Origin of the sequence: Ruegeria sp. Ofav3-42 (genome assembly GCF_022347725.1) — a bacterium.
Lineage (GTDB): Bacteria > Pseudomonadota > Alphaproteobacteria > Rhodobacterales > Rhodobacteraceae > Ruegeria.
The window spans coordinates 50,723-67,704 of the sequence record NZ_JAKRGB010000001.1 but is presented as its reverse complement, the minus strand read 5'-3'; the positions used below and the strand labels follow the sequence as shown (position 1 = coordinate 67,704).

The window sequence follows — 16,982 nt, the reverse complement described above, 5'->3', positions numbered from 1 at the left end:
TTCAAGATGGTGGGGTCGGGAGATATACACAGAATATCCCCAGAAAACATACAATTTGCCCCAATGGGCAAGGCCGCGCTATGGACCTTGTCCCAAGGGGATGGTGAGAGCAGCAATGAACGAGATAAGCAGCATCGAGCAGGCGGCGGCTCAGATTCAGAACGCCGAAACCATGCCGCATTCCATTGAGGCCGAGCAACAGCTTCTGGGTGCGATTCTGACCAACAACGACCTGTACGACCGGGTTGCGTCGATCATCGGGGCGGAACATTTCTATGATCCGGTCCATGCCCGGATTTACGAGGTCGCGGCCACACGCATCGCCAAGAATGCGCTGGCCTCACCGGTGACGCTGAAATCCTTCATGGCCGAAGATGAGGGCCTGAAGGAACTCGGCGGCCCGGCCTATCTGGTCAAGCTGGCCGGGGCTTCGATCAGTGCTTTCGCGGTCCATGACTACGCCCAGATGATCTATGACCTCGCCATCCGGCGCGAGTTGATCCGGCTGGGCCGGGACATCTCGGACAAGGCGGCGCGGGTCGACGTTAGCAGCGAGCCGAAAGAACAAATCGTCGAGGCCGAACAACAACTCTATCAGTTATCCGAGCAGGGCCAGACCGAACAGGGATTTCAATCCTTCCTCAAGGCGGTCACAGAAGCCGTCAACGTCACCAACGAAGCGTACCAGCGCGGTGGTGGCATGGCGGGGATTTCCACCGGTCTGGCCGACTTGGACAAGCAACTGGGTGGTCTGCACCCATCCGACCTGATCATCCTTGCGGGTCGTCCGTCGATGGGGAAAACCTCGTTGGCGACCAACGTGGCGTTCAACGTCGCCAAGGCATACAAACGCGGGCTGAAACCTGATGGAACTGAGGGCGCGATTGATGGCGGCGTGGTCGGGTTCTTCTCACTTGAAATGAGCGCCGAGCAGTTGGCCGGACGTGTTCTGGCCGAAGCATCGGAAATCTCTTCCCACAAGATCCGCCAGGGTGACATGACCGAAGCCGAATTCCGCCGTTTCGTCGACGCTGCCAAGGAACTGGAAGCCTGCCCCCTGTTCATCGACGACACGCCTGCCCTGCCGATCTCGCAGCTCGCCGCACGAGCGCGTCGGTTGAAGCGGACCCATGGGTTGGACTTGCTGGTGATCGACTACCTGCAGCTTTGCAGGGGTATGGCGGACAACCGGGTCAACGAGATTGCCGAGATTTCGATGGGCATGAAAGCGATCGCCAAGGAACTAAATATCCCGGTCATCGCACTGTCCCAGCTTAGCCGTCAGGTCGAAAGCCGGGACGACAAACGCCCGCAGCTATCCGACTTGCGGGAATCGGGCTCGATCGAACAGGACGCCGACGTGGTGATGTTCGTGTTCCGCGAGGAATACTACAAGGAACGCGAAAAGCCCGGCGATCACGAGCTGGAAAAGATGGAAGAGTGGAAGCAGGCCATGGAACGCCTGCACGCCAAGGCCGAAGTCATCGTCGGCAAGCAGCGTCACGGCCCCATCGGAACGGTGGAGCTTTCGTTTGAGGCGCAGTTCACCCGCTTTGGCAACCTGGTCAAGCCCTGGCAACAGGGCGGCGAGATCGAAGGGTACTGATCCCTACCAAAGTTCAGGTCGGTTAAACGCACTGACACAATGAGATGGCCCCTCAAAGGGTGCCATCTCGGCACCTGTCAACGACTGCCCCAGCCAGCCGTGGGGATGGCTCAGGGGCAAAGGCGCGCGGGCAAACTGTTCGGTAATCAGGTGAAACCCTGTTTTGCAGTAATATTTGGGATCGCCGTAGGTCACAGCAAAATCCACGCTGTGACGACGCAACTCATCCAATCCAAAGCGGATCAGCCTTTGGCCGATACCCGACTTTTGCCGATCCGTGCGCACGGCAACTGGTGACATCAGAAACACCAGACGCGGATCCTGATCAAAACGCAGGCGCGAAAACAAGATGCATCCAAGCGGCTCGGGACCATCTTGAGCGATGGCCGCAATCAGATCCTCGTCGGGTGTGGTGGACAGCAAATCCGTCACCAACGCACCGATTGCTTTCCCCTCATCCTCGCCTTCAGAGGCGGCAAAAACCTGTCTGAACAGATCGGGCAATGTGTCGACCCATTTCTGTTTCTCAGCGGTAAAATTCATCACGACCTCGATTCATACCCTGCGGCCTGCAACACCGCCACATAAGCACAAGGTTGAGACTCGAACGAGAGAGTACAACCTCTTTTTCGCCAATGCCTTGCACGACTGGCCGTTAGTTGCCCAACTTCCCGGCCAAGATTGCGATAATCGCCGCTTACCCCCTTGACCTGCCGCATTCCAATGTCATGAACAGTGCCATGAGTACCGCACGTTTGACGATCAATCTTCAGGCGCTCGCCAGCAACTGGCGGGCGCTCGACGCAAAAACGGATGTCGAAACCGGCGCCGTGGTTAAAGCCGATGCCTATGGCCTGGGGGCCGGACCGGTGTCTGCGACCCTGGCCGAGGAAGGCGTCCGCAAGTTCTTTGTCGCCGTCGCCGAGGAAGGCGCAGCTGTGCGCAAGGCCATCGGCCCCGGTCCGATGATCGGCATTTTCTCGGGCCATATGGAAGGCGACACCGATCTGCTGCGCGACCACGACCTGACGCCGCTGATCAACTCGCCCGAGCAGTTTCTGCGCCACCAGCAGGCATTGCCGGATCGCCCCTTTGGCATTCAGTTGGACAGTGGTATGAACCGCCTGGGACTGGAGCCTGCGGACTGGGCCGAACTGCGCCCGAAGGCCGAGCCCCTGAACCCTGTCGTCGTTATGTCCCACCTTGCCTGCTCGGACGAGCCCGACCACCCCATGAACCGCCAGCAGTTGAAGACCTTCCGGGAAATGACCGAAGGCGTTGCTGCTCCGCGGTCCCTGGCTGCGACTGCCGGTACTCTGCTTGGAGCCGAGTTCCATTTTGAATTCTGCCGCCCCGGCGTCGGCCTTTACGGCGGCATGCCGTTTGCCGATGCGAAACCGGTTGTGACAGTCGATCTGCCCGTCATTCAGGTGCGTCCTGTCGAAGTTGGTGAGTCGGTCGGGTACGGCAACAGTTGGACCGCGCGCCGTCCGTCGCGTATCGCGACCGTCGCTGCGGGCTACGCCGACGGGCTGCACCGGGCGATTGGTGGTGGAATCGACGCCTTCGCCGGCGGCCAACCCTGCCCCGTGGTTGGACGCATTTCGATGGACCTGATCACGGTCGACGTCACCGACCTGCCCGAAGACCCGGAACGCCTGCGCATCCTGAATGGCCACCAGACCGTCGATGATCTGGCCGAAGCCGCTGGAACGATCGGGTATGAGATCCTAACGTCGCTGGGCGCACGTTATTCCCGGGGTTACGTGGAATGAACCCTCTGGCCGCGCTGGGTGGGCTGGGCCGCGCTGTCCTGTCCCTGCTCGCCACCTTCGGCAAGGTGGCGATGTTCGCGCTGGACGCGATCTCGCACATTTTTCGGCCACCATTCTACCCGCGCGAGTTCTTGGTCGCCCTGATGAACGTCGGCTGGCTGTCTCTGCCGGTCGTCGGGCTCACCGCCATCTTCACCGGCGGAGCGCTCGCCCTGCAAATCTACGCAGGCGGCGCGCGTTTCAATGCCGAGGCCGTGGTGCCTCAGATCGTCGCCATCGGCATGGTGCGCGAGCTTGGGCCCGTTCTGGTCGGCCTGATGATCGCCGCGCGCGTGACCTCATCCATCGCTGCCGAGATTGCCACCATGAAAGTGACCGAGCAGATCGACGCGCTGGTCACCCTGTCGACCCACCCGATGAAATACCTGACCGCCCCGCGTGTACTGGCCGCCCTGATCACGGTGCCCATTCTGGTCGGGATCGGAGACATCATCGGCATCGCAGGCGGATATGTGGTCGCGACCCAAAATCTGGGCTTCAACGCGGCGACTTACCTGCAAAACACCGTCAACTTCCTTGAGGCCAAAGACATCGTGTCGTCGCTGGTCAAAGGCGCCGCTTTCGGCCTGATCGCGGCCATCATGGGCTGTTACTACGGCATGAACTCTGGCCGGGGCGCTCAGGGCGTGGGCCGGGCCACCAAGTCCTCGGTCGAATCTGCCGCGATTATGATCCTGGCCGCCAACTTCATTCTTACAGGGGTGTTCTTCTCGGTATGATCAGGATGGAGAACGTACATAAGGCTTTTGGCGACAATCAGGTTCTGCAGGGTATGAGCCTTGAGATCCCCAAAGGCACGTCGATGGTCATCATCGGCGGCTCTGGCACCGGGAAATCCGTGGCGTTGAAGTGCATTCTGGGTCTGATCAAACCCGACAGTGGCATGATCTACGTCAACGGCAAAGACGCGACCAAAGGCGACCGCGACAAGTTTCTGGCCCGCTTCGGGATGCTGTTTCAGGGGGCTGCACTGTTCGACTCCCTGCCCGTCTGGCAAAACGTGTCCTTCCGCCTGCTGCGCGGCCCGTTGAAGCGCCCTGCCGAATACGCCCGCGAGATCGCGATTGAGAAACTGCGCCGCGTGGGCCTGAAATCCGACGTCGCCGACCGCTTCCCGTCCGAACTGTCAGGCGGGATGCAAAAACGCGTGGGGCTAGCCCGCGCAATCGCCGCCGAGCCCGAGATCATTTTCTTCGATGAGCCCACAACCGGCCTCGACCCCATCATGTCCGGTGTCATCAACGACCTGATCCGCGAAATCGTGACCGAGATGGGCGCCACCGCGATGACCATCACCCACGATATGAGCTCGGTCCGTGCGATTGCCGACAACGTAGCCATGCTGCACGGAGGCGTCATCCAGTGGACCGGTCCCGCCAGCCAGATGGACGCCTCGGGCGATCCCTATGTCGAGCAGTTCATCAGTGGCAGTGCGGAAGGGCCGATTGAGGCGGTGCGGTAAAAGATTAGAAGCGCACTGGTATTATCCGCAATTTTTGCTCCGATAATTTTCTTGCCATTGTAGTTTCGTCTGCCCATCTTCAAAGCGGCCCGCGCGATCATTGTATGTTTACCGCTAGAATTCTGGAGGCTAACTAATTGCACGCAATTCTTAACCTTATCAAAGAGTTCTACACCCTTAACTCCGTGGGACTTAAGGCACTTGTGTGTTTTGCACCTCTGGTAGCATGGAAATTTGCTTTCCCAGAATATTACAATGAGATGCAGCGGGTCGAGCAGTTGGACGCAATAGTTGAGATCATGCTCCCACTTCTAGTTATCTTTATGTTTTGGGAATTTGTTAAGCTAAAAAGAAAAGAAGCAAAGTCGGGCAAATCTGACTTTGACGGATAGTGCGTATGCGATTCAAACCAGAAAAAATGAACGCACACATGACTCTCCGCCTCGCCACCCTTTCGCTGCTGATCCTCTACCCCATCGCATGGTTCGCCCCGCTGATGCGCGCAGGGCTTCTCCCAATCTTCGGCCTCAGCGAGATCAGCGTCATCATCGGCCTCCAGTCCTTGTGGAAATCGGACGTCTTTCTGGCGCTGATCGTCACCATCTTCGCCCTGTTTGCTCCTTACATAAAAACCATCGGCACCGCCCTGATCCAGTGGGACTTGCTGGACCCGCGTGTGCAACCCGTGCTGAACATCCTCGGGAAACTGGCCATGGCGGACATCTTCCTCATCGCGCTTTACATCACTCTGGCCAAGGGAATTTCCTACGCGACCATCGAAACCGCATGGGGTCTGTACCTGTTCACAGCATGCATTTTGGCCTCAATCGCATTGGGCCACATTACCGAAATGACACGCAGTTCACGAAATCCTCAGAACTAATTGATTGAAAACACTCATCTGAGTATCATCTTTATATTTCGAGCAGTGAAAATTTGTAGTTTCGGTCCTTAGCGGATCAATCTGTGTGCGTTAGTTGTTCTCCGCTTTGGGCTGGTTTGTTCCGGTTCCTAAAGGAGTTCGTCTATCATGACAGCCCTCCACAACATCACATTGCAATTTCAGAATGCCTTTTTAAGACTGACTTTTTTCCTGATATGCACCACGGCGATATTCTCAGTTGGCGCGTGCCTTTTGTCTGCTTTGGGCGTCTTACCCTGGCTCTCAATGCAAGCCGGATTCGGCACCGGACCCGTCGTGGACGCCGGTATGTATATCCAGATCGGCCTGACGGTACTGATTCTCATGCTGGCGTTTTATCTGCCCGCAAATGCCCGGATGATGTCTCTGGAAAACTCCCATCGGAAATTCGCACTCAACATGCATGACATTTCCCAGGCCTATCAGCTGGCTCATCATGCCGACCGTGGCGATACATTCATGATGTCCTCAGAGTTTGACGCAGTTAAGGAGAGGATGGCCTTCCTGCGCCACCACCCGGACCTGCAATCGCTCGAGCCGGAAATTCTCGAACTGGCCGCGCAAATGAGCCATATCAGCCAGGAACTGGCAGAAACCTATGGCGATGCCCGCGTGACCCGCGCCCGCATGTTCCTGCAGCAGCGGCAGGAAGAGATCGAATTGTTCCAAAAGCGGATCGAAGAAGCGCAGGTCATCCAGCATGAATTGCGCCAATGGACCCATGATATTGAGATGGAAGAATCCATTGCCAAGTCGCAACTGGCACGTCTTCGGGACGAGTTGTTCGAACTGCTGCCCGAATTGTCGGCACAGCTGCAATCGGCCTCGGACGAACGTGAATCCAAGAAGTCGAGCGTCATAGCAATGTCACCGCCCCGCGCTGCGGAGTAGGCGCTTCAGCGCCCACCGTGGACGATGGCCCATCGGGCCTGAGGACACGGCGCCCCACCGGCGGTGAGGAAAGCCCGCAAGGGCTTGAAGAACCGCCCAACCTCGGGCACCAAGGGCCGCATGGCAAAAACGACTTCTTTTTCCTGTTCGGCCTGTGGCGCAACGCATACCCGTTGGTCCGGGCGCTGCGACGCATGCGGTGAATGGAACACCATCGTCCAGAACGTACCCCTTTCGGCTGGCCCTGCTAAGAAATCCCTCGGTGGCAAACGCGGTCAGTCAATTGCACTCACGGACCTGTCGACCGAGGAAACACCACCACCTCGCACTTTATGCGGCGTAGAAGAACTAGACCGCGTTTTGGGTGGCGGTCTGGTCCCGGCATCGGCCCTGCTGGTCGGAGGGGATCCGGGAATCGGTAAATCGACGCTGCTTTTGCAGGCCGCAGCTCGGTTTGCGCGTGCAGGCGTGAAAACCGTCTACGTTTCTGGCGAAGAAGCCAGCGCGCAGGTCCGTATGCGTGCGCGGCGTCTGGGGTTGGAGGACGCGCCGGTCCAGCTGGCGGCGGAAACCAACCTGCGCGACATCCTCACCACGCTGGAGGCCGAGAAGCCGGGCCTCGCCATTATCGACTCGATTCAGACCATGTGGGCCGACAATGTCGACAGCGCACCGGGTTCGGTATCACAAGTACGGGCCGCTGCGCATGAATTGACCACGTTTGCGAAACGACATGGTGTATCCGTCATCATGGTCGGTCACGTCACCAAGGAAGGTCAAATCGCGGGTCCCCGTGTGGTCGAACACATGGTCGATACCGTCCTCTATTTCGAAGGCGAACGCGGGCACCAGTTCCGCATCCTGCGTGCGGTCAAAAATCGTTTTGGCCCTGCAGACGAAATCGGCGTGTTCGAGATGACAGGCAAAGGGCTGGCCCAAGTCACTAACCCTTCAGCCCTTTTCCTGTCCGAGCGCGGCACACCCAGCCCCGGATCGGTCGTGTTTGCCGGGATCGAAGGTACCCGCCCTGTTCTGGTCGAGCTGCAGGCCCTGGTCGCCCCTTCCCCTCATTCTCAGCCGCGCCGTACGGTCGTCGGCTGGGATAGCGGGCGATTGGCGATGATCCTCGCTGTGCTCGAAGCGCGTTGCGGCATTCCCTTTGCCGGGCTCGACGTCTACCTCAATGTCGCTGGCGGGCTGAAAATCGGCGAACCTGCTGCGGATCTGGCTGTTGCCGCTGCGTTACTCAGCGCCCGTGAAGACACTGCCCTGCCCGCCGACACAGTCGTTTTCGGAGAAATCTCGCTGTCAGGGGCACTTAGACCCGCCCCGCAGACCGAAAACAGGTTGAAAGAAGCCCAAAAACTTGGTTTCACGTCGGCCATAGCTCCGGCCGGTGGCAAAACCGGTACTGTGGCAGGTCTGACACTCACCCGACCTTCTGATCTGGTGGGGTTTGTTGGCGAAACCTTCGGAGCAGGTTAAAGTCGCGCCTTGAGGGGCAGAAAAAAAACAGGCGAGGGCCATGGAAGGTTTTACAATTATTGACGGGGTTGTCGCCCTGATCATCGTCGTGTCAGGCATTCTGGCCTATTCGCGCGGCTTCCTGCGCGAGGTTCTGGCCATCGCAGGCTGGGTCGCGGCAGCAGTTTTGGCCTTTATATTCGCGCCACAAGCCGTGCCTTTGGTCAAAGAAATCCCGGTGGTCGGCGATTTCTTGCGCGACAGCTGTGAATTGTCCGTAATCACAGGCTTCGCTGCGGTGTTTGCCATCGCACTGATCATCGTCAGCATCTTCACGCCGCTGTTCTCTTCGATTGTGCAGCGTTCCGCATTAGGCGGGCTGGATCAGGCACTGGGCTTTTTCTTCGGCATTGCGCGCGGCATCCTGCTGGTTGCCATCGCTTTCTTTGTCTACGACACGGTCATGACAGGTCAGTCTTACACAATTGTCGACGAAAGCCGCTCGGCCAAGGTGTTTGAGCAGTTCAGCGACAAGATCGAAGAGCAGAACCCCGAAGCTGCGCTTGGTTGGGTGACCCGCCAGTACGAAGAACTGGTCGCGAGCTGCACCGAAAGCTCAGCTCCGTCGGAAGAGCTGACGGCCCCCACCACCACCGAATAAATAAGAGCCCGGCCTAGGCCGGGCTTTCTTTTTCCAGAGAGAAAAACGTCGATCAGACGAAGCCCTCGCCTGCACAGACCGTGCATCTGATCGTTTTTAAGCCGAAACACCCATCGCAGCGGCTATGAATCGGTTTTCCATAAATATCGCGGGTCTTAATGACCTCGCCAGATCCGTTGCAAATCTGACAGGGTGCGCGCCCCATACCCCTGCACCGATGGCACCGGCGCTTAACGGGCTCTTCCTTCTTTTTTCCTTGCTTGTGCTGCCACATGTCCGTCGTCCAATCGAAACTCTGTCCCTGTCGCGAAACTTGCTACTTTTGTTATGACATCACATGCATGTGAATGTGTCACCTTTTCATGTGCCGATTGGCAAAATACGCATGCGTCAAATCGCAAATGTGATCCTTTGATGACACAGGCGCGGTTAGGCATTATGTGAGTGCCGAACTGACATGGAATCGGAGCTGCCGATCTTGCTGTATCTGTTTTCTTTCGCGCTCGCCCTCGTGACGCTGGCGCGTTTGCACCGTCCACTCGCCGGGCGACAATACTTACAGATAGCACCGTGCAGATTTTCCGACCCGCAACGCTAATCAACGTCAATACGTCGTAGAAATTGGAGCCCGTACATGTGTGGCATTTTGGGGATCGCAAGCAGGACACATGATGTCTTTGCGGAAATCTATGACGGGCTGCTGATGCTGCAGCACCGGGGCCAGGATGCCTCGGGGATCGTCACATATAATGGTGAGTACTTTCGCGAGAAAAAGGCGAACGGGCTGGTCAAAGACGTCTTTAACGCCAGCGACGCCGAGACCCTGTTGGGGCAAATCGGTATGGGGCATGTGCGTTATCCGACCGCCGGATCGCTCAGCGCAGCCGAGGCGCAGCCGTTTTTCGTGAATGCGCCCTACGGCATCTATCTGGTCCATAACGGCAACATCACCAACACAGCCGAGCAGCGAGAGAAAGTCACCGCCAAATACAGCCGCCATCTGCGCACCACTTCGGATTCGGAAATCCTGCTGAATGTTCTGGCCGACAAAGTGGCCGATGCCATCAAGGTCAACGGCAACGCCGAGCCGATCCGCAACATCTTTGCCGGTGTGAAGATGACGATGGAACGGGTTCAGGGCGCTTATTCGGTGATCTGCCTGGTGGCCGGTGTCGGTATGCTGGCGTTCCGCGATCCCTACGGCATTCGCCCTCTGTCAGTTGCCAAGCGTGACGTGGACGGAGACGGCGACGACTATGCCTTTGCCTCCGAAGACGTGGCGTTCGGCATCAACGGCTTTGACAAGCTGCGTGACGTGAAGCCCGGCGAAGCGATCCTGATCGATCTGGACGGCAATATGCACACGTTCCAGGCGGTCGAAGGGAAACTGACCCCGTGCATTTTCGAGTATGTCTACCTCGCACGCCCGGATTCGCTGCTGGACGGCGTCTCGGTCTACAAAACACAGATGCGTATGGGCCAAACGCTGGCGCGTCAGATCGAGGCCGCGGGTCTTGAGATCGACCGCATCATCCCCGTGCCCGACAGCGCGCGTCCTGTGGCACTTGAAGTCGCCAAAGCCACAGGCATCCCCTACCGCGAAGGTCTGGTCAAAAACCGTTACGTAGGCCGTACCTTCATTATGCCCGGTCAAGAGGAGCGGCAGAAATCCGTGCGCCGTAAGCTGAACGCCGTTCCGCTGGAGTTCAAAGGTCATAACGTGCTGCTGATCGACGATTCGATCGTGCGGGGCAACACGATCAAGAAGATCGTTCAGATGTGCCGCGAAGCCGGTGCCAAGAAGGTGTTCATCGCCAGCGCCTCACCGCCGGTAAAATTCCCCAATGTCTACGGGATCGACATGCCCACCAAGCATGAACTGATTGCCAACGGCAAGGACATCGAAGAAATCCGCGAGGAACTGGGCGCGGACGCCCTGTTCTATCAGCAACTCGATGATCTGATCTGGGCGGCCAAGGAAGGCAATCCCGAGATCGAAGCCTTCGATTGTTCGTGTTTTGACGGCGACTATATCACCGGAAGCGTAAGCGAAGACTATTTGGACAGTCTCGAAAACAGCAACCGGGTTAACAAAAAGAAGCAGGACATGCAGGTTCCGGGCGGGTCCTGGAACGCGGCTAAACTGGCGTCCGGGTAAGTCCAGGTCATAAGGACAGTACCGAATCAAATTGACTTTGGGTCCGTCTCGTTAACGCGACTCGGGCCTTGATTTGTCCGACTTTCAAGTCTGACAGGTCCGTTTCCGCGCACAACTTTTCGATGAAGAAAACGCAATCGCAAGGGCTTCTGCAAAGCGGTTAAACGACCGAAATAGGCCGCCATCGACGCCCCTTTTGTTCCGGGGTCCGGTTTGATAGCCCCTACCCCAAACCACTCATAAATTAAGGGGTCGGGCCACCGTTGCCGGGCCGGAAATCATGTCGAACGCCACCGTCAAAAGCGCGGCCACGCAGAAGGGCGCGTTGAAGAAGAATACCGTTTCCGTCCTGGGCGTCTTCGGCCCCAAGGCGGACATGCGCGCCCTGATGCGCCTGTCATCCGGCCGGGTTAAAAAGGTCAAGCTGGGCAGCCGTGTCTCCTCGGGCACAGTGGTTGCCATCGATGCTGAAGGCGTCATGCTGCGACAAAGCGGCCGGACCACGCGGATCGTCATTCCCGGCAGCTAATCTGCCTTGACGCCCTGCGCGCGGGGGTTCAAACCGCTGTCATGACCGATCAGACCAAAATTGCCCTCATCACCGGGGCCTCGCGCGGTTTGGGTGCTGCCCTCGCCGAAGCACTGGCGCCCGAGTATCACATCGTCGCCGTCGCCCGCACCACTGGCGGGCTGGAAGAACTGGACGACCGTATCAATGCCAAAGGTGGCGCGGCCACCCTGGCTCCGATGGACATCGCGGACCCGAACGCCATGGCAACCCTGTGCCGGGGTATTCATGATCGCTGGGGCAAGGTGGATCTATGGATGCACACTGCGGTCCACACCTCGGCCCTGACGCCCGCGCATTTCGTCGATCCCAAAGAATGGACAAAGGCGGTTAACATCAATGCAACGGCGACGTCGGTTCTGATCCCATACATCGCGCCGTTGTTGGGCGAGAGCGGACATGCCGTATTTTTCGACGACCCCAAGGCGGGCGAGAAATTCTATGGCATCTATGGCGCGACCAAAGGTGCACAACTGGCGCTCGCGCGCAGTTGGGCCGCCGAAACTGAGCGCACCGGCCCGCGTGTATCGATCGTTGAACCAGCACCGATGCCGACCGCCGTACGCGCCCGCTTCCATCCCGGTGAGGATCGCGATGCTTTGACAAGCACTATGGACGAGGCCGCACGGATTTTGGCGCTGTTGTAGGAATGGCCCTTTGGGCCATGCCTCCGGCGGAGGTATTTTTGGCCAGATGAAGCTGGGATCAGGCGATATGGACGCCGTTCCGCCCGGCGAGATCCACAAAGAATTGCCAGGCCACACGACCTGAGCGCGCGCCGCGCGTCGCCTGCCATTCGATGGCCTCGGCGCGCAGTGTGTCTGCGTCGACAGTGACACCGTAAGCTGCGCAATACCGGTCGATCATCGCCAGGTATTCGTCCTGATCGCAGGGGTGGAAGCCCAGCCACAGGCCGAACCGATCTGATAGCGAAACCTTTTCTTCCACCGCCTCAGACGGGTTGATGGCGCTGGAGCGTTCGTTTTCGATCATATCCCGCGGCATCAGGTGACGGCGGTTTGAGGTGGCATAGAAAACTACGTTCTCGGGCCGGCCCTCGATGCCCCCATCCAGCACGGCCTTGAGCGATTTGTAGTGCTGGTCGTCGTGGCTGAACGACAAGTCATCGCAGAACAGGATGAACCGGTACGGTGCGGCGCGCAGGTGGTTCAGCAGACGCGCGACCGAGCCCATATCCTCGCGCTGCAGTTCCACCAGTTTGAGGTCCGGAAAATCCGCCTGCAGATTGCCATGAACCGCTTTGACAAGGCTGGACTTACCCATACCCCGCGCGCCCCACAACAGCGCGTTGTTGGCCTTGAAGCCTGCCGCAAATCGCCTGGTGTTATCCAGCAGCGTATCGCGAGAGCGGTTGATGCCCACCAGCAGGTCCAGATCAACGCGATTGACCTGCGCGACCGGTTCCAGCCGGTCGGGCTCAACGTGCCAGACAAAAGCGGGGGCAGCCGCGAAATCGGGCGCGGCCAGCGGGGCCGGTGCCATGCGCTCCAACGCGTCAGCGATGCGATTCAGGGCTTGGTCGTCCATAGGCTCCTCCGGTCGGTCTTGCGGGTTTCAAACCACGTTCAGAACCGGACGACAAGACTATAGACAACACGATGTTTCACGCTGGAATGACTGGGAACAGATTGTCAGTGGCTCAGAGCGTCCCCGGGCAGATCCCGGCTGATAGGAGGGGCAGTAGCCAATTCTCGGTCGATGTCCACAGATTGGTTCCAGTGCAACGTCTGGTACAAAGCGACTATCTTCAAATCGTTGTCAGCTTTGTGTAGGAGCAAATCCCACACACCATCGAACAATTCAGCACCGTCGATGTCCGGGTCCAGTAGCGGTGAAACCGCAAGCCAGCCCTCTACGACTCTGTCATACCCGGAAAAGAAAACAACCGAACACCCTCCCCGGCAACGTGCATCCTCGGGTACAAAGGTCGACAGCCGCCTTTCCCAAATTGCATTACCAATAGCCAGGGCAGCTGAACCGGTTCCGCCACCGCTGTTCAAAGACACGCCTACCAGATTGGGATAGTTCGAGAGAACGTCTTGAAACTCGCCAACCAAACTTTCGGAAATGAAACCTCTAAGTCTGACAAAGCGACCGTCTTCAGAGACTGTGATTGTCGCAGGCTCTCCGGCAGGATCTCTCAACTGGATTGAGGCGAATTCCTGTTCGGACAACTCTGTGTCATTCAGTGACGCCCGTGTGACGGTCATGTTGGTCAATTCGCTGAAATACGTGGATTCATGGTAGCCATTGGCCAGGTAAAAGAACGCCCAGTTTCCCGTGCTGCCTATCGTGACATAACGCGTCATCTCGCATTTGCCGTGAATACAAAATTCAACGGCTTCACCGGGGTTGTCAGGGGTTTCGTTCCAGACAGTAGCCGCTAAAGATGACGAAAGACCGAAAAAAACAAGTGTGGCCGAAGCAACGGAACGTAGTATCTTTTCCAAATTAGTTTCCTACAAATTTCTAGTTTTCGTAGCCTTGTATAGCCAGATTTGTGTCATCAGTAGGGCAAAATCGGCCGCGTCAACATGGCTGTTTCTCTTGAATTTCAAAGGGGTGAAACAAAAAAGGCGCGCCCCGGAGGACGCGCCTGATTGTTACCAGAAGAAAAGATTACTTGCCTTCTTCTTCCTGAATAATCTCTTCGTCGGCTTCTTCTTCGTCGTCGTAGTAGCCGTCTGCACGCAGCTGTTCTTCGCGTTTTTTCTCGACCCGAGCGACCAGGAAGATCGAAATCTCGTACAAGCCGTAGACGACAACGAACAGAATGACCTGAGTGATCACGTCCGGCGGTGTCACCAGCGCGGCCAGCACTAGGATCGCAACGACCGCGTATTTGCGGACCGATCCCAGCCCTTCAGCGGTGACCAGCCCCGCCTTACCCATCAGGGTCAAGAGAACGGGCAATTGGAAGCAGAGGCCAAAGGCCACGATGAATTTGATCGTCAGGTTCAGGTATTCCTGAGCCGAGCCCTGGAACACCACGCTTAGCGGTGCTGCGGTTGCGCCTTCGGTCACGGCCTCGCCTTCAGCTCCGAATTGCTGGAAACCAAGGAAGAAGTCATAGGCCAGCGGCGTTACGACATAGAAGGCAAAGCTCGCCCCCAGCAGGAACATGAAGGGCGATGCGATCATGAACGGCAGGAACGCGTTCTTTTCTGACCGGTACAGGCCTGGTGCCACGAACCGCCACATCTGCATTCCGATATAAGGGAAAGCCAGAATGAAGCCGCCCAGCAGCGAGACCTTGATGGCAACGAAGAAACCTTCCTGTGGTGAAATGAAGATCAGCCCACAATCCTGCCCGCGTTCGGCGAGCACCTCACACAAGGGGTTTGTCAGGAAGTTAAACAGCGGCGTTGCAACGGTGAAACAGATTATCATCCCGATCAGGAACGCCACAACGCAGTGAATAAGCCGCGTGCGCAGTTCCGCCAGATGCTCGATCAGCGGGGCTGAGCTGTCTTCGATCTCGTCGGTCTTTGTCATGTCTTGCTTTCAGTCTTCAGCGCAGCTTCGGCCTCTTCGGCTTTGGCCAGCGCATCCGCGGCTTCCTTGGCCTTGCGTTCAGCGGCGGCACGGGCGGTAGAGGCCTGGATCTTCTTGGCCTGTTCGGCACGTTCAGCGGCCAGTTTGCCGGTTTCGCTGTCAGGGTCGAACTTGGTCGGGTCCATGCTCTTGGCCATTTCCTGTGCGGCTTCCTTCACGCCGTCCATGGCGCTGCCGACAGGATTCGTGGCCGCATTCAGACCCTTCTTGATCTCGTTCACGCCCGCCTGATCCGCCGCTTCGTTCATGGCGCTGCTGAATTCACGCGCCATGCCACGGGCCTTGCCGACCCAGCGGCCGACATTGCGGAACAACACCGGCAGGTCCTTTGGCCCCACAACGATCAGGGCAACAACGCCGATGACCAGAAGCTCGGTCCAGCCCAGATCAAACATCTGCGCTTAGGCCTTGTCTTTGTCGGTCTCAGGCGTGACGTCTTTCGCCAGCTCGGACGCGTCCTGCTCCAACTCGTCCGCGCCTTCCTTGACGCCCTTCTTGAACGAGGTGATGCCTTTGCCCACTTCGCCCATCAACGAGCTGATTTTACCGCGGCCAAACAGCACCAGCACCACAACGGCGATCAGCAGAAGACCGGGAAGGCCGATATTGTTGAGCATGTCTCTTCTCCTTTGAAGTCGGCGCGCTTGCGCCGGGAATGTGATCTGCGACCGTGTTTACGCCCGTGCAGTGCGCGGCAAAAGTGACTCAGACCAGTTCCGCACCCAAAATTGAACGGATCACGCAAATTTTGGGGACTCGCATTTTCCAACTGACAGGTTTATGTCAGTTGGAAACACTTACAACGGCCCTGTCTCAGCAAAACAGGAGCGTGACGTGACACAAATCGCAGAAACCGTAACCTTCAAACTCGCGGCCGATGTAACAGCGGAGGATTTCGTGAACATCATGAAAGGCACAGAATCCTTTGTTCGGAATGCAGATGGCTTTGTGTTCCGCCGCCTAAGTTCGGGTGGTGATGGGCTTTGGACCGATACGGTCATCTGGGCCGACATGGATTGCGCTCAGGCCGCCGCGGCTGCCTTCCCCAAGCAGGAATTTGCCCCAGCCGTCATGGCCGCAATCGCGCCGGACACCGTGACCATGCGCCATGATGCGATCCACTGGACCATCGGAGCGTCATGACCAGCAGGACATCCCATGCGCCGAACTGATCGGCTGTTCGATATTATCCAGATCCTGCGCGACGGTAAACTGCACCGCGCGCAGGATATCGCGGACCGGCTCGAGGTGTCAGTCCGCACGATCTATCGCGACATGGACACGCTGGTCGCCTCAGGTGTTCCGGTCGAAGGCGAACGCGGCGTGGGATACATGGTGCGTGAACAGATCACCCTGCCCCCACTGAACCTGACGCCAGCCGAACTTGAGGCACTGAACCTCGGCATGGCCATCGTGGCCGAAGCGGCAGACCCGGACCTCAAGGCTGCAGCCGAGTCGCTGGCGGACAAGATCGACGCGGTGCTGCCCACACAGGTCGTGACCGAAGCGGACAGTTGGAAATTCGCCGTTTATCCCTTTGCCGATGCAGCACGGGGTTTGGCCCATATGGCGCCAATCCGCGCCGCTATCAAATCCCGCCAAAAGCTGCTCTTGGTTTATCGTCGGATCGACGGCGTTCTGACCGAGCGGGTCGTACGCCCCCTGCATATGGAATACTGGGGGCGTGTCTGGACGCTGACAACATGGTGCGAGCTGCGTCAGGGGTTCCGCGTCTTTCGCATCGATTTGATCGAATCCGTCCTACCCCTGCCCGAGGTTTTCGCAGACGAACCCGGCAAGCGTCTGAGCGATTACGACCCCCACGCCTGACAGACTTCA

Annotated in this window: 19 protein-coding genes; 13 read left to right on the top strand and 6 right to left on the bottom strand. The window is 58.0% G+C overall.

Features of this window, described 5'->3' with window-relative positions:
• Positions 1-115 precede the first annotated feature (115 nt).
• Positions 116-1,606 (top strand): replicative DNA helicase, encoded by a 1,491-nt coding sequence (locus MHN28_RS00355; protein ID WP_239334846.1) that lies wholly within the window; start codon positions 116-118, stop codon positions 1,604-1,606.
• Positions 1,607-1,609: 3 nt separating this feature from the next.
• Here MHN28_RS00355 and MHN28_RS00350 read toward each other — a convergent pair whose 3' ends face one another.
• Complete coding sequence (locus MHN28_RS00350) at positions 1,610-2,149, bottom strand: GNAT family N-acetyltransferase (protein ID WP_239334844.1); 540 nt, start codon at positions 2,147-2,149, stop codon at positions 1,610-1,612.
• 197 nt (positions 2,150-2,346) lie between these two features.
• Here MHN28_RS00350 and alr point away from each other — a divergent pair, with 197 nt between their 5' ends.
• The 10 genes from alr to MHN28_RS00300 all read left to right on the top strand — a co-directional run bounded on the left by alr (position 2,347) and on the right by MHN28_RS00300 (position 12,214).
• Entirely contained in the window at positions 2,347-3,381 is a 1,035-nt protein-coding gene (gene alr, locus MHN28_RS00345) for an alanine racemase (protein WP_239334842.1), read from the top strand.
• Complete coding sequence (locus tag MHN28_RS00340; RefSeq protein ID WP_239334840.1) at positions 3,378-4,160, top strand: ABC transporter permease; 783 nt, start codon at positions 3,378-3,380, stop codon at positions 4,158-4,160. Before alr ends, MHN28_RS00340 begins: the two co-directional genes overlap by 4 nt.
• Positions 4,157-4,903 (top strand): ABC transporter ATP-binding protein, encoded by a 747-nt coding sequence (locus MHN28_RS00335; RefSeq protein WP_239334838.1) that lies wholly within the window; start codon positions 4,157-4,159, stop codon positions 4,901-4,903. Before MHN28_RS00340 ends, MHN28_RS00335 begins: the two co-directional genes overlap by 4 nt.
• 430 nt (positions 4,904-5,333) lie before the next feature.
• The gene (locus MHN28_RS00330) at positions 5,334-5,786 is read left to right on the top strand and encodes a paraquat-inducible protein A (protein ID WP_239334836.1); all 453 of its coding nucleotides are present in this window, start codon (positions 5,334-5,336) and stop codon (positions 5,784-5,786) included.
• A 147-nt stretch (positions 5,787-5,933) separates the two neighbouring features.
• The gene (locus MHN28_RS00325; protein ID WP_239334834.1) at positions 5,934-6,716 is read left to right on the top strand and encodes a DNA repair protein; all 783 of its coding nucleotides are present in this window, start codon (positions 5,934-5,936) and stop codon (positions 6,714-6,716) included.
• Between the two features lie 120 nt (positions 6,717-6,836).
• Positions 6,837-8,201 (top strand): DNA repair protein RadA, encoded by a 1,365-nt coding sequence (gene radA, locus MHN28_RS00320; RefSeq protein WP_239334832.1) that lies wholly within the window; start codon positions 6,837-6,839, stop codon positions 8,199-8,201.
• Positions 8,202-8,241: 40 nt separating this feature from the next.
• A complete protein-coding gene (locus MHN28_RS00315; protein WP_239334830.1) occupies positions 8,242-8,841 on the top strand; it encodes a CvpA family protein in 600 nt (199 codons plus the stop codon).
• A 634-nt stretch (positions 8,842-9,475) separates the two neighbouring features.
• The gene (purF, locus tag MHN28_RS00310) at positions 9,476-10,999 is read left to right on the top strand and encodes an amidophosphoribosyltransferase (protein WP_239334828.1); all 1,524 of its coding nucleotides are present in this window, start codon (positions 9,476-9,478) and stop codon (positions 10,997-10,999) included.
• Positions 11,000-11,279: 280 nt separating this feature from the next.
• A complete protein-coding gene (locus MHN28_RS00305) occupies positions 11,280-11,528 on the top strand; it encodes a hypothetical protein (RefSeq protein ID WP_239334826.1) in 249 nt (82 codons plus the stop codon).
• Positions 11,529-11,569: 41 nt separating this feature from the next.
• Positions 11,570-12,214 (top strand): SDR family oxidoreductase, encoded by a 645-nt coding sequence (locus MHN28_RS00300; RefSeq protein ID WP_239334824.1) that lies wholly within the window; start codon positions 11,570-11,572, stop codon positions 12,212-12,214.
• Between the two features lie 58 nt (positions 12,215-12,272).
• Here the strand turns inward: MHN28_RS00300 and MHN28_RS00295 are convergent, their stop codons facing one another.
• The 5 genes from MHN28_RS00295 to MHN28_RS00275 all read right to left on the bottom strand — a co-directional run bounded on the left by MHN28_RS00295 (position 12,273) and on the right by MHN28_RS00275 (position 15,760).
• The gene (locus MHN28_RS00295) at positions 12,273-13,115 is read right to left on the bottom strand and encodes an ATP-binding protein (RefSeq protein ID WP_239334822.1); all 843 of its coding nucleotides are present in this window, start codon (positions 13,113-13,115) and stop codon (positions 12,273-12,275) included.
• 104 nt (positions 13,116-13,219) lie between these two features.
• Complete coding sequence (locus MHN28_RS00290; protein ID WP_239334820.1) at positions 13,220-13,897, bottom strand: hypothetical protein; 678 nt, start codon at positions 13,895-13,897, stop codon at positions 13,220-13,222.
• Between the two features lie 310 nt (positions 13,898-14,207).
• A complete protein-coding gene (gene tatC, locus MHN28_RS00285) occupies positions 14,208-15,083 on the bottom strand; it encodes a twin-arginine translocase subunit TatC (protein WP_239334818.1) in 876 nt (291 codons plus the stop codon).
• Positions 15,080-15,538: a Sec-independent protein translocase protein TatB gene (gene tatB / locus MHN28_RS00280; RefSeq protein ID WP_239334809.1), complete on the bottom strand. Its 459-nt coding sequence runs from the start codon at positions 15,536-15,538 to the stop codon at positions 15,080-15,082. Before tatB ends, tatC begins: the two co-directional genes overlap by 4 nt.
• A gap of 6 nt (positions 15,539-15,544) precedes the next feature.
• Positions 15,545-15,760, bottom strand: coding sequence for a twin-arginine translocase TatA/TatE family subunit (locus tag MHN28_RS00275; RefSeq protein WP_039531114.1), 216 nt, complete (start codon positions 15,758-15,760; stop codon positions 15,545-15,547).
• Positions 15,761-15,977: 217 nt separating this feature from the next.
• Between MHN28_RS00275 and MHN28_RS00270 the strand changes: the two genes are divergently transcribed.
• Both MHN28_RS00270 and MHN28_RS00265 read left to right on the top strand, forming a co-directional pair.
• Positions 15,978-16,286 (top strand): hypothetical protein, encoded by a 309-nt coding sequence (locus tag MHN28_RS00270; RefSeq protein ID WP_239334807.1) that lies wholly within the window; start codon positions 15,978-15,980, stop codon positions 16,284-16,286.
• Positions 16,287-16,301: 15 nt separating this feature from the next.
• Complete coding sequence (locus MHN28_RS00265) at positions 16,302-16,973, top strand: YafY family protein (RefSeq protein ID WP_239334805.1); 672 nt, start codon at positions 16,302-16,304, stop codon at positions 16,971-16,973.
• Positions 16,974-16,982 lie beyond the last annotated feature (9 nt).

Bases quoted from the DNA above. Each gene is read 5' to 3' on its own strand.
- MHN28_RS00355 (WP_239334846.1), top strand. From the start codon at position 116: ATGAACGAGATAAGCAGCATCGAGCAGGCGGCGGCTCAGATTCAGAAC.
- MHN28_RS00350 (WP_239334844.1), bottom strand. From the start codon at position 2,149: ATGAATTTTACCGCTGAGAAACAGAAATGGGTCGACACATTGCCCGAT.
- alr (WP_239334842.1), top strand. From the start codon at position 2,347: ATGAGTACCGCACGTTTGACGATCAATCTTCAGGCGCTCGCCAGCAAC.
- MHN28_RS00340 (WP_239334840.1), top strand. From the start codon at position 3,378: ATGAACCCTCTGGCCGCGCTGGGTGGGCTGGGCCGCGCTGTCCTGTCC.
- MHN28_RS00335 (WP_239334838.1), top strand. From the start codon at position 4,157: ATGATCAGGATGGAGAACGTACATAAGGCTTTTGGCGACAATCAGGTT.
- MHN28_RS00330 (WP_239334836.1), top strand. From the start codon at position 5,334: ATGACTCTCCGCCTCGCCACCCTTTCGCTGCTGATCCTCTACCCCATC.
- MHN28_RS00325 (WP_239334834.1), top strand. From the start codon at position 5,934: ATGACAGCCCTCCACAACATCACATTGCAATTTCAGAATGCCTTTTTA.
- radA (WP_239334832.1), top strand. From the start codon at position 6,837: ATGGCAAAAACGACTTCTTTTTCCTGTTCGGCCTGTGGCGCAACGCAT.
- MHN28_RS00315 (WP_239334830.1), top strand. From the start codon at position 8,242: ATGGAAGGTTTTACAATTATTGACGGGGTTGTCGCCCTGATCATCGTC.
- purF (WP_239334828.1), top strand. From the start codon at position 9,476: ATGTGTGGCATTTTGGGGATCGCAAGCAGGACACATGATGTCTTTGCG.
- MHN28_RS00305 (WP_239334826.1), top strand. From the start codon at position 11,280: ATGTCGAACGCCACCGTCAAAAGCGCGGCCACGCAGAAGGGCGCGTTG.
- MHN28_RS00300 (WP_239334824.1), top strand. From the start codon at position 11,570: ATGACCGATCAGACCAAAATTGCCCTCATCACCGGGGCCTCGCGCGGT.
- MHN28_RS00295 (WP_239334822.1), bottom strand. From the start codon at position 13,115: ATGGACGACCAAGCCCTGAATCGCATCGCTGACGCGTTGGAGCGCATG.
- MHN28_RS00290 (WP_239334820.1), bottom strand. From the start codon at position 13,897: ATGACGCGTTATGTCACGATAGGCAGCACGGGAAACTGGGCGTTCTTT.
- tatC (WP_239334818.1), bottom strand. From the start codon at position 15,083: ATGACAAAGACCGACGAGATCGAAGACAGCTCAGCCCCGCTGATCGAG.
- tatB (WP_239334809.1), bottom strand. From the start codon at position 15,538: ATGTTTGATCTGGGCTGGACCGAGCTTCTGGTCATCGGCGTTGTTGCC.
- MHN28_RS00275 (WP_039531114.1), bottom strand. From the start codon at position 15,760: ATGCTCAACAATATCGGCCTTCCCGGTCTTCTGCTGATCGCCGTTGTG.
- MHN28_RS00265 (WP_239334805.1), top strand. From the start codon at position 16,302: ATGCGCCGAACTGATCGGCTGTTCGATATTATCCAGATCCTGCGCGAC.